Genomic DNA, 10,385 nt, shown 5'->3' with positions numbered 1-10,385 from the left:
TTTACTTCAACTTCGCCGGTCCCGGCCGGCAGCCGGCATACTTTCTTTACTCGTCTAAAGAAAGTATGGAAAGAAAGGACGCAGGGTCGGCTATCGCCATTATGATAGGCTCCGGTGCCAAGGGCGCTGCCTTTTGGCACTGTCGCTGCCTGTTTGTCAGGGTTGCGCTGCGTAGGGCTTTTGGGTGATTTTGGTGCGTCGCCAGTTTTTCAGCTGGGCTGTTGCAGAAACCGGCGCTGCGAGATTGTTTTAAAACGGCGCAGCCGTTTTATCCCCCTTGTGACGCCACCCCGCGGTATTGAAGTTAAGGGTTGAGGACTGAGGACTGCAAGCTGGGGGCTGTAAGCTGAAACCTGAGGGCTGGGGCAAAAAGAAAAAACATGGGTCAGAAAAATCCGAATTTTTTTGTTGCATTGGGTTTGGCCATTTGCTATAAGTTGTCTCGCTTCAAGCCGAAGTGGTGGAATTGGTAGACACGCTAGGTTCAGGGTCTAGTGGCCGTAGGGCCGTGGGAGTTCGAGTCTCCCCTTCGGCACCAACAAATGATGAAAGCCCGCAATCGTAAACGGTTGCGGGCTTTTTGCTTATGTGCCGGCAGATTCAGCACAGCGGCGCTTCCGGGCAGCTTTCGCACAGGGACAACTCCCGGGGCGGTCGGCCATCGTCGAGTTGCTGGGCCGCATCGCGCAATGCGGTGCGCAGGCCTTCTTCGAGGGTAGGGTGGTAGAAAGGCATGGCCAGCAGGTCCGTGACGGTGAGTTTACGGTGGATGGCCAGGGCCAGCAGTTGGGCGAGATGTTCGGCGCCCGGCACGATCATTTCCGCGCCGAGCAGGCGGCCATCGAGTTTGTCCACATATACATGCAGAAGGCCGCTGTTGCGCTGTTCGGCGATAGCGCGGGACTGTTCGGTGAAATCGGCCCGCCCGATGACGATGGCGGCGGCATCGAGCTTATCGATGGTTTGTCCCACCGCCGCCACCTGGGGATCGCAGAATACGATTTTGAGGGGTGTGCGGCGCTGGAACGGGCCGATGGCGCTCGCGGTGGCATTGACGCCGGCGATGTATCCTTCATCCTGGGCTTCGTGCAGGATCGGCAGGCATCCGTTGGCATCTCCGGCGATGAATACCGGCAGGTCGGCCACCTGCATGGTGTGCGGGTTGAAGGGCGGCAGTCCGCGCTTGTCCAGCTCGATGCCGAGGTTCTCCAGTCCGAGGCCGGCGGTGTTGGGGGTTACGCCCAGCGCTGCGAGGATCGCATCGACTTCGATCTCCTTGCTGCCGTTGCGGATACGCAGGCCGTCAGCGGTGGGGGAGATGTGGGCTTCCGCGCCGGTGTAAAGCGGAAATTCCCGGCTCAGGGCGGCGAGCGCCACATCATTTACCTCCGCATCACGGATGCCGCAAATGTGCGGGTTGCGGCCAAATCCCCATACCTGGATCCCCATGCGGGCCATGGCCTGGCCCAGCTCTATACCGATCAGTCCCAGCCCGATCACCGCAAGGCGCCGTGGCAGATCCTGCTGCTCGAAAAAGCTGTCGGTGGTCAGAATGCGTTCCCGGAAGCCTTGCCATGGTTCGGGCACGGTCGGCCGCGAGCCCACCGCCAGGATGACCCGGGAACAGGCCATTTCGCTGTCGCCGACCCGCACCCGGCCGGGCCCGAGCAGGCGCGCCGATGCTTTTATCAGGCGTTCACCGGCGAGCCTGCGGGTCGCTTCGAGCATGCCGGTGGCAAAACCGTCGCGCAATTTCCGCACATGGGCCAGCACGGCGGGGATGTTGCAGGCCGGCGCTTTGCCGTCGACCAGTCCGGCTTTTGCCAGCCTGGCCGCCCCATGCAGATTGCCGGCGACCTTGATCAGCGCCTTGGAAGGCATGCATCCGACCCGCGCGCAGGTCGTGCCCAGGGGACCGTGGTCGATGAGCAGGTAGTTGTCGGTCGTTTTGCGGATCTGGCGTAGCGCCGCCAGCCCGGCGCTGCCCGCTCCGATAATGATGACGTCGACTTTTTTTGCCATGGGACCTCCTTGTCGATCGGATGTGTGCAGACCTGTGGCGGGCCCGCTTTGATACTATACCTGCTTAATTCCGGAACTCACCGGTTTGGAAAACCCCGCACGCTTTGTAAAATTGAATACAGATACAGGAGAATGCAAAGAGCGGGGGGCTCCTTATGGCGATGCAGATCTGGCAGCAGTTCGGCATTTCTCTCGGCCTCGGGCTTCTGGTCGGGTTGCAGCGGGAATGGGCGGAACCGGAAGCTGCGGGGATTCGCAGCTTTGCGCTGATCAGCGTATTGGGCACGGCCTGTGCCCATCTGGCGGAACGCTATGGGGGCTGGGTGCTGGCCGCCGGGGTGGTGGCGCTGGGCGGCGTGATGATCGCTGCCAATTTTTCGCGGGCCGGTGCCCGGGATCCCCGGCCGGGTCCAACCACCGAGGTCGCGGCGCTGGTCATGTTTGCCGTCGGCGCCCTGCTGCAGAACGGCATGGTGGCCGAATCCGTTGCCATCGGCGGTGGCGTGGCGCTGCTGCTGCACTGGAAAAAGCCCTTGCACGGTTTTGTGGAGCGTATCGGTGCGACGGATATCCGCGCCGTGTTTCGCATGGTGCTTATCGCCCTGGTGGTGCTGCCGCTGCTGCCGGACAGGTCTTTTGGTCCTTATGCGGTGCTCAATCCTTTCCGCATCTGGCTGATGGTAGTGCTGATCGTGGGCATCAGCATCGCCGGCTACCTGACCTCTCGCTATATCGGCGCAAAGCCCGGGGCGATTCTCGCCGGTGTCCTCGGCGGTTTGATCTCCAGTACCGCCGCCACCGCAAGCTATGCCCGCATGTCCAGAACCGCGCCTGCGACTTCGCCGACGGCGACCCTGGTCATCATGATTGCCTCGACCATCGTGTTCGCCCGCGTGGCCTTTGAAGTGGCGGTCGTGGCACCGGGCATTTTCTGGAAAATATTCCCCCAATTCGGGTTGATGGGAGTCTGGATGGCGCTGATCGCCACGGCGGCCTGTTACCGACAGCGCCAGAAACAGGATCGCGCCCCGGTTCCGAAAGATCCGTCGAATCTCGGTGCCGCCGTGATTTTCGGCGGGTTGTATGCGCTGGTGTTGCTGGCCGTGGCTGCCGCCAGGCAGCATCTGGGCGAGGGGGGCCTCTACCTGGTGGCGTCCCTGTCGGGGCTGACCGATATGGACGCCATCACCCTGTCCACCGCTCAGTTGATAACCGCGGGCCGACTGGGTGTCGATACCGGCTGGCGCATGATGATGATCGGCGCGCTCTCCAATATCCTGTTCAAGGCGGGAGTTGTCGCTCTCATGGGCAGCCGGCGCCTGCTCGGCAGGATTGCGGCGCTGTTCGGATTGTCTCTGGCCGGCGGCATCCTGCTGCTCTGGTTCTGGCCCTGAGCGACGCTGCCAGCGGCCGGTCAGAATCGGCTTGAAGGGTCGTCTCAAACCTCCTATACTCAGCGTCCCGCCTTTTTCCTGCCATCGGCTGCGACCGGCTCGCATCGGGATCAGGCGTTTTGGATGGAACCCCTTCGAAGGAAGATACGGCATGGTCAGCACCATTTATCTGGTTGGCGCCCGCGCCTCCGGCAAAACCACCGTCGGTCGCGCTCTGGCGCGTGAACTCGCCTTTGCCTTTGTCGATACGGATCAGTATCTGTGGGAAACGCTGCGCCTGAGCGTCGCCGAGCTGGTCGCCAGAGAGGGGTGGGAAGGTTTCCGCCGCAGGGAAACCGAAGCTCTGCAGGCGGTGACCGCGCCGGGCCGGGTCATCGCTACCGGCGGCGGCATGGTGCTGTCGACGTTCAACCGCGAGTACATGCGGCGCAACGGTACGGTTTTTTATCTGCAGGTGCCTGTTGCGATTATGGCCCGGCGTCTTGAAAGCGACCCGAACGCGGCCCAGCGTCCCAGCCTGACCGGGCGCAGCATCACGGAAGAAATCCAGGAGGTGCTGGCGTCGCGCGAAGAGCTTTACCGCGCGGCGGCGCATCATGCACTCGATGGCGCCCGGTCCGTCTCCTGTGTCGTGAAGCAGGCCCTCGACCTGCTGAAAGTCCAGGCGGGCTGACCTGCCGAATCCCTGCGAACGCCATATCTGGCCCCTGCGCCCGCTGTCGCCGCCGGATGAAAACTACTTCGAAATTTCCAACGCCCGTTTCTGGGTATAGAGCAACCTCACCATTTCATATTCAAACGGCGAACCGGTCTGGTAGTAGCGGAACGGCTGGCGGTGCCGGCGGTCGACGCTGCTGACAGAGGTAAAGGCTTGCGAAGCGGTGCTGTTGTCCACCCAGGCGACCGGTCCGATGCCGGCAAAGCCGGCCGCGTCACCGGCGATGCCGAAGCTGTCGCGCAGGTTGGACGGCCCCAGAAGCGGCAAGACCAGATAGGGGCCGTTGCCGATACCGTAAAATCCCAGCGTCTGTCCGAAGTCCTCGGTCCGGCGCTGCAGGCCCCACCCGGTAGCCGGATCCCAGAGGCCGCCGATGCCGATGGTGCTGTTGATGATCAGCCGCGACAGGGTGATGCCCGCGCCTTTCCATTTGAGCTGCAAGAGATTGTTGAGCAGGTTGTTGAACTCGAAAACATTGTCGACAAAGCCGGAAATGCGGTCTTCCAGATAGTCCGGCAGCAGGAAATCATAGGTACGCACCACCGGCAGGAACAGGTATCTGTCGAAATAGTGGTTGAACCGATACACCCCCCGGTTGAACCCTTCCAGCGGATCGTAGACTTCCAGCGGATGCTGCCTGTCATCCACCAGCGCGTCATAGCTGCGCAGCGGCGGACGGCTCTGTTCCGTGGTGCGGGGCAGGGTGCTGCAACCGCCCAGATGGATTGACAGAAGCAGGAAAAATAGCAGACTTGTCGCTGTTTTGCGTGCCATGATTCAGTCCTTGCCTTGGTTGAAAAAGTCGGTCATGTAGTTGACCACTTCGGGATGCGCCAGGTTGCCGCAGTGTCCTCCCAGGGGGAAGATTCTGGCGCGCCGGCCGAAAGTTTCCCGCAGCCAGTCGATATCCCCCGCATCCAGAATGATGTCGTCACGGTTGTGCATGACGCCGATTTTTTCCGTGGCCCGAAGATACCCGCCGATATGGTGCAGGCTGAGCCTGGCGATCAGCTGCGCCTCGGTGAGGCCGGGGTGCCTGCGGCGCAGGCGCGGATACAGGTATTCATGAAAGTAGTCGGTAAAGCCGGTTCGGCAGGCAACCATGGCATAGGGTGTCAGGCTGGTGGTCGGGGTGATTTCCGCATGGGTAGGGGTGATGTAACCGCCGCCGTTCATGATGTCGGCGGAGAAGATCATGTTGGATGACGACATGCGGAAGGAAAGCCCGATGATGGCGCGCAGAAAAGGATCGCGATGCGGGTAGCGCTCATGCACCCGGTGGATGTAATCTCCGGAAAACTCGAAATAGCCCAACTCCTGATAGATGTCCGACAGATTCAGCATCACCTCGTCCAGCCAGGTCTGGAAATTGTTGAGTCCGCCGGGGATGTTGTCGTCCAGCAACCGGTCGAGGATGGTGACGGAACGGTAGAGGCTGACCGGCGGGTTGATGAGCAGCACCTTGCGAAAACCGAAGCGCTGCCGATCTTCATCCAGTCGGGAAACGAAGGCCGCCTGGATACCGCCCAGGCTGTAGCCGGTAAGGTAGTAGTCGCTTACGGCGATGTGGCGGCCGATCGCTTGCCGGGCGCGCTCCATGACCCGGTAGAGGTCGCGGGCATCATCTTCGAGGTTGCCGGGAGCCATGCTTTCCGAAGCGTTGATGACAAAATCCATATGCGTCGGCGAGGACAGGGAAAGCACATGGAATCCTGCCTGATAAAACACCTTTTGTAAATCGAGCATTTTGGGGGCGTCGTAGCGGGCGCCGGTGCCGGCGATGATAAAAATAAGGGGCGCCTCATGCCGCTGGCGGATCAGGGAGCAGGGCAGGCCGTCCTGATACCAGAAAATTTCGGGGATCCGCCGGTCGGGAAAGATGCGCAGGTTGATGGTGCTGGTCGGCAGAGCGGCGGGCAGTTTTGCGCGGTACTCGCTCGGGGTTTCGATGACCGTGGCGGCGTAGGGGTCGGTAATCGGGTAGTCGAAGGCGCTGGCGCTGCGGTACGCGCCTTTCGCGCCCATCAGAACCATGAGCATGATCGAAATAAGACGGAGAATTGTCATGGCCTCCTCTGGAAACAGGCTGGTGTCTCTGCTCCGGAATTATGCGGCAAACCGGACAAGGACGCAATGATGAATGTTTTTAAACCTTTCCGACATCTGTTGGCGAGGGTCGGCGGGTGCATTTCATCGCGGTGATGCACCGGTTGTTTCGACGAATAAAAAAATGTTTGGAAGAGATTGCATTAGGAAGAGTTTTTTGTAATATAGTTGTTGTCCCTTTGGAACCGCCGGGGGACATCCAATTCGATGCTACGCATCTGTCAGGGGGTCGCCATGTCAAAAGAGGGTTTTGCCTTGCAACGACACCAGGAATACGCTCAGAGTCTCAGGGAAATGTACTTCAGGCTCGGACAGATGGCGGGCGAATTGACCCCCGTCTACGGCAAACCCTCGGCCTATTATGCCAGAAAAGCCCAGGATGCCATAGAGCGCCTGGGAGACATGCTGGGCGAGGCCCTGTACGCCGAGCATCCCGAACTCGAGAACGATGAAACGGGGCTCCTGTATACCCGTCCCTGACCCTGTCCGCAGCCTTTCTCCGGGCCTCTTTCCAAGTCCTGTCTCTTGACCTTTGCCTTTGGCTGAAGCATATTGGGGCATCCGACACGTCCCGGCGGCGTCGTTTTGTGCGTTGCCCGCCCGTCAACTTTCAAGCCAAGGATATGCCTGATGCCAGACTTTTCCGCTATCGACTATCAGACCTTCAAGATCAACGGTGTCTACCGCCAGGGCGGGGACGGCGCCCTGATGGTGCGGGCCAAGCTTCCCGGCGGGTTGTTTTCCGCGCCGCAGGCCGAAGCGCTCTGCTCCGTGGCGGAGGGTTTTGGCGGCGGCAAGCTGCATCTGACCTGTCGGGGCAATATCGAGGTTCACGGCTTGCGCGGCGAGCAGTTGCCGACGGTGCAGCGGCGCTACCAGGCGGTGGGACTGACCACCCGGGGCGCCTGCGGCGGGGCGGTGCGCGGCGTTGCCTGCGCGCTGGACGGTGGGGAGAACTCTGCGCGCATCCAGCTGCTGGTCAGGCGGCTGCACGCACATTTCACCGGCAATCCGCATTTCGAGGGATTGCCCAAAAAGTTCAAGCTGGCCGTGGAGAACGGCTATTGCGGCGCCCGGCATTTGTGCCAGGACCTGGCCATGGTGTATCTGGGCCGCGATGCGGGGAGGGATCTGTGTGACGTCTGGGTGGCCGGCGGCCTGGGACGGCAGCCCCGGGAAGGTTTTCTGCTGGCGGGGAGGGTTCCCTTCGAGCGCCTGATTCCGCTTGTGGAGGGCGTGATCCGGGTATACATGCAGCATGCTCCGGCAGGTAAACGGCTCAAGCACCTGCTGGCCGATATCGGCGAAGCCGAATTTCGCGCTTTGCTGGCCCGTGAAACAGCCGGCATGACGCCTTGCCCCGTCGCCAGCCCATTTGACGACGCCCTTGGCGAACTGGCGTGCCCCGGCACCCGCGGCTGGATCGCGGTACCGGTGCCGGCGGGGCGGCTCGCGGCCGCCGATCTGCGCCGGATCGCCACTATCGCCGCCACAAGCGGGGACGGCTGGCTGGCCGTCAGCCGTGACCAGGATGTGCTGGTTTCGGTGGCGGCGGACAGCGACGGCGCGGCGCTGCGGGAGGCACTGCAAAACGCCGGACTGCTGCGGCCTGGCACGGGGTTGCGCTGCCGCGTCTGTCCCGGCAGTGCGGTCTGCCCCAAAGGGCTGGTGCCGACCCGCGAGCTGGCAGCGCAGCTGAACGAATGTTTCCCGGATTCCGGGCGCGATCTGGAATGGGCGGTGTGCGGTTGTTCCAACAGCTGTTCGGGGCCGCAGCTGGCCGATATCGGCATCGTCGGGGCGCGCAAGGCGACCGGCGGCAGGCCGGCCCTGTTCGATCTGTACCGGCGTACCGGCGAAGGCTTCGGCACGGCGGTCGCGACAAGGCTTACCCTGGAGGAACTGTTGACGGCGGTCGGGCAGCTGCTGCACCCCGTGACGAAGGAGTGCTGCCAGCAGGTCGAATCCTGATTTTATCGCGGAGATTGGCTATTCCCACAGGCGGATCAAATCGTTAGATGTTCTTATTCCGGAACCATGCCATAGCGTAACCAGCCCTAAACAGTTGTCGTCAATATGGTACACCAGGCAGTATTTTGCAGGGCCAGAAGAAAAATAAAGTTCTCTCAATACGACTTTTTCCCCCAAAATGATATATGGGGCAAGAGAGCCGACCTCATTGTTCTCAAAAATTCTTTTTTCAGCCTGCCCGACGTCTTTAAGGAATACGCCTGCTATCTCTGGTCTATAACGGTCGGCAAGGTTTCTGGCGTATTCGCGAACCTTCCCTTTGTACTCGAGTGAGCGCTTAAGAGGGCGTGGGCTCATTATTGATATCTTTCATGATTTCATCAAAAAAGTCATCCTCCTCGGTCACAATTTCGCCCAGACCTGATTTAAGCTCAACCCATCCCCTCTCAACAGACTTAATGAAATTCATTTGATCCAAAAACTCTTTGGCGTATTTGCGAAAGGAATATCGCAGGATTTCCTGCTCGGAGCGCCCTTGCGCCTCGGCCATAAACTTAAGAGTTGCTTCGTCAGAGTTGTCGAGTCTCAGATTAATTTGCTTCTCCATCGCCATAGTTAAACCTCCGGATATTGATGCTATCAATATATATCGTTATGTGGCAAAACGCCAATACCCAATGGAGGCCTTCAGGCAGCATGTCACCCCGGCTTTTCAGGTCAGGAATCAAGTAGCCGCGCCAGTTGCTCCGGGGTGTTGGCCGGGGGCAGGCAGGTGCGGCCGCGGCACAGGTAGGCGGTGGCCTTGCCGTCGAGCATGAACTTGTCCCTGGCCATGGGGGTGGTTTCGGACAGGGCAGCGTCATCGGGACGCTGCCACAGGATCATCAGCCGGGGACGGAATCCGCGGCGCGCTTCTTTGAGCATGGCGAGACCGTCCGGATCGTCGGCGGGGGCCGCGATTACCAGGATTTCCCGCTCCGACAGCGCCACATCCAGCGCCATCAGCAACTGACTGCAGCCGGTCGGTGTCTCCTTCCATGCCCGGGAAGAGGCTAGCAGGAGCTGTTCGGCCTGTTCTTCGAGGGCCGCGTCGCCGGTCATGGCGCCGAGGCGCAGAAGCGCCATGGCGGCCATGGCATTGCCGGAAGGCATGGCGCCATCGTGCAGGGTGCGTTTGCGCACCAGCACCTGCTCCGCATCGCTGCCGGTGTCATGGAAAAGTCCTTCCGCGCTGCCGAACAGTTGCCGCATGTCGCCGGCAAGGCGCAGCGCCTCGGCCAGATAGCGGGTCTGGAATCCGGCCTGGTAGAGTTCGATCAGGCCCAGGATCAGCGCCGCGTAATCCTCCAGGAAAGCCGGAATACCAGCCTGTCCCCTGCGCCACCGCCGCAGCAGGCGTCCCTGTGTGTCGCGCATGTTTTCCAGAATGAAATCGGCCGCTTTCCCTGCCGCCCTCAGATATTCGGGATGCCCCAGCAAGGCGGTGGTACGGGCCATCGCGGCGATGGTCAGGCCGTTCCACGAGGTCAGCAGCTTGTCGTCGCGGTGCGGCCGGACGCGCTGGCCGCGGGCTTCGAGCAGCTTGCGCCGCCCATCCTCCAGGACCGGGGCAAGTTCCTCCACGCTGACGCCGAACCACTGCGCCCAGGCTTTCAGGTCCATTTCGAGGCGGGGGATGTTGCTCCCCTCGAAGTTTCCTTCTTCGGATATTTCATAGCAGTTGCAGAAAATGGTGGCCTGCTCGTGCCCCAGAACCTCCTCCACCTGGGCGGTGGTCCAGAGGTAGTAGGTTCCCTCGGCGCCCTCGCTGTCGGCGTCCTCGCCAGAGCAGAAACCGCCCTCGGGCAGCGCCAGGTCGCGCAGCACATAGGTCATGGTCTGGTCGGCAAGGGTGGCGAAGAAGGGATCCGCCGTGCTCTGGAAAGCGTCCAGCGCCGCCAGGGTCAGCAGCGCCTGATCGTAGAGCATCTTTTCGAAGTGGGGCACCCGCCAGTAGGCATCGACGCTGTAGCGGTGCAGTCCGAAACCGATATGGTCGTAGATACCGCCGAGGCGGATGCGCTGCAGCGTGTTGACAGCCATGGCGGTGGCGTCTTCCAGTTCGAATCGCGCGGCAATGTGGCACAGCAGGGAGAGATTCTGGGGCATGGGAAATTTCGGCGCTTTGCCGAATC

General features: G+C 61.2%; 10 protein-coding genes and 1 tRNA gene. 5 read left to right on the top strand and 6 right to left on the bottom strand.

All coding sequences use genetic code 11. The annotated features are described in order from the left end of the window. The first annotated feature begins 451 nt into the window (after positions 1-451). Positions 452-538: transfer RNA gene (locus AB7E65_RS09745), tRNA-Leu, on the top strand. Positions 539-600: 62 nt separating this feature from the next. Here AB7E65_RS09745 and AB7E65_RS09740 read toward each other — a convergent pair. After that, positions 601-2,022, bottom strand: coding sequence for a dihydrolipoyl dehydrogenase (locus AB7E65_RS09740; RefSeq protein WP_428745786.1), 1,422 nt, complete (start codon positions 2,020-2,022; stop codon positions 601-603). Positions 2,023-2,177: 155 nt separating this feature from the next. On the opposite strand from AB7E65_RS09740, the gene AB7E65_RS09735 reads away from it, so the two are divergent. Both AB7E65_RS09735 and aroL read left to right on the top strand, forming a co-directional pair. Continuing rightward, a complete protein-coding gene (locus AB7E65_RS09735; protein ID WP_428745785.1) occupies positions 2,178-3,416 on the top strand; it encodes an MgtC/SapB family protein in 1,239 nt (412 codons plus the stop codon). 151 nt (positions 3,417-3,567) lie between these two features. Next, positions 3,568-4,089, top strand: coding sequence for a shikimate kinase AroL (gene aroL / locus AB7E65_RS09730; protein ID WP_320361684.1), 522 nt, complete (start codon positions 3,568-3,570; stop codon positions 4,087-4,089). Between the two features lie 63 nt (positions 4,090-4,152). Here the strand turns inward: aroL and AB7E65_RS09725 are convergent, their stop codons facing one another. Beyond that, positions 4,153-4,908 (bottom strand): MlaA family lipoprotein, encoded by a 756-nt coding sequence (locus tag AB7E65_RS09725; protein WP_072287559.1) that lies wholly within the window; start codon positions 4,906-4,908, stop codon positions 4,153-4,155. A gap of 3 nt (positions 4,909-4,911) precedes the next feature. Then, entirely contained in the window at positions 4,912-6,201 is a 1,290-nt protein-coding gene (locus AB7E65_RS09720; RefSeq protein ID WP_428745784.1) for an alpha/beta hydrolase, read from the bottom strand. Positions 6,202-6,474: 273 nt separating this feature from the next. Between AB7E65_RS09720 and AB7E65_RS09715 the strand changes: the two genes are divergently transcribed. Together AB7E65_RS09715 and AB7E65_RS09710 are read left to right on the top strand one after the other, a co-directional pair. Then, positions 6,475-6,720 (top strand): hypothetical protein, encoded by a 246-nt coding sequence (locus AB7E65_RS09715; RefSeq protein ID WP_072287561.1) that lies wholly within the window; start codon positions 6,475-6,477, stop codon positions 6,718-6,720. Positions 6,721-6,870: 150 nt separating this feature from the next. After that, positions 6,871-8,211 (top strand): nitrite/sulfite reductase, encoded by a 1,341-nt coding sequence (locus tag AB7E65_RS09710; protein ID WP_428745783.1) that lies wholly within the window; start codon positions 6,871-6,873, stop codon positions 8,209-8,211. Between the two features lie 18 nt (positions 8,212-8,229). Here the strand turns inward: AB7E65_RS09710 and AB7E65_RS09705 are convergent, their stop codons facing one another. From AB7E65_RS09705 to AB7E65_RS09695, 3 genes are all read right to left on the bottom strand, one after another. Then, a complete protein-coding gene (locus tag AB7E65_RS09705; RefSeq protein WP_320361676.1) occupies positions 8,230-8,568 on the bottom strand; it encodes a hypothetical protein in 339 nt (112 codons plus the stop codon). Continuing rightward, positions 8,549-8,824: a hypothetical protein gene (locus AB7E65_RS09700; protein WP_072287564.1), complete on the bottom strand. Its 276-nt coding sequence runs from the start codon at positions 8,822-8,824 to the stop codon at positions 8,549-8,551. The genes AB7E65_RS09705 and AB7E65_RS09700 overlap by 20 nt, the downstream gene beginning before the upstream one ends. Positions 8,825-8,928: 104 nt before the next feature. Further along, the coding region (locus AB7E65_RS09695; RefSeq protein WP_428745782.1) for a thioredoxin domain-containing protein at positions 8,929-10,385 on the bottom strand (1,457 nt) is incomplete at its 5' end.

It is taken from the genome of Syntrophotalea sp. (assembly GCF_050253115.1).
Classification (GTDB): domain Bacteria; phylum Desulfobacterota; class Desulfuromonadia; order Desulfuromonadales; family Syntrophotaleaceae; genus Syntrophotalea; species Syntrophotalea acetylenica.
Note: the sequence above shows the minus strand (reverse complement) of the source record. Positions and strands in the feature narration are given on the sequence as shown.

What these genes read in the sequence shown, in the direction of transcription:
- AB7E65_RS09740 (WP_428745786.1), bottom strand. Translation starts at nt 2,022, where the DNA reads ATGGCAAAAAAAGTCGACGTCATCATTATCGGAGCGGGCAGCGCCGGG.
- AB7E65_RS09735 (WP_428745785.1), top strand. Translation starts at nt 2,178, where the DNA reads ATGGCGATGCAGATCTGGCAGCAGTTCGGCATTTCTCTCGGCCTCGGG.
- aroL (WP_320361684.1), top strand. Translation starts at nt 3,568, where the DNA reads ATGGTCAGCACCATTTATCTGGTTGGCGCCCGCGCCTCCGGCAAAACC.
- AB7E65_RS09725 (WP_072287559.1), bottom strand. Translation starts at nt 4,908, where the DNA reads ATGGCACGCAAAACAGCGACAAGTCTGCTATTTTTCCTGCTTCTGTCA.
- AB7E65_RS09720 (WP_428745784.1), bottom strand. Translation starts at nt 6,201, where the DNA reads ATGACAATTCTCCGTCTTATTTCGATCATGCTCATGGTTCTGATGGGC.
- AB7E65_RS09715 (WP_072287561.1), top strand. Translation starts at nt 6,475, where the DNA reads ATGTCAAAAGAGGGTTTTGCCTTGCAACGACACCAGGAATACGCTCAG.
- AB7E65_RS09710 (WP_428745783.1), top strand. Translation starts at nt 6,871, where the DNA reads ATGCCAGACTTTTCCGCTATCGACTATCAGACCTTCAAGATCAACGGT.
- AB7E65_RS09705 (WP_320361676.1), bottom strand. Translation starts at nt 8,568, where the DNA reads ATGAGCCCACGCCCTCTTAAGCGCTCACTCGAGTACAAAGGGAAGGTT.
- AB7E65_RS09700 (WP_072287564.1), bottom strand. Translation starts at nt 8,824, where the DNA reads ATGGCGATGGAGAAGCAAATTAATCTGAGACTCGACAACTCTGACGAA.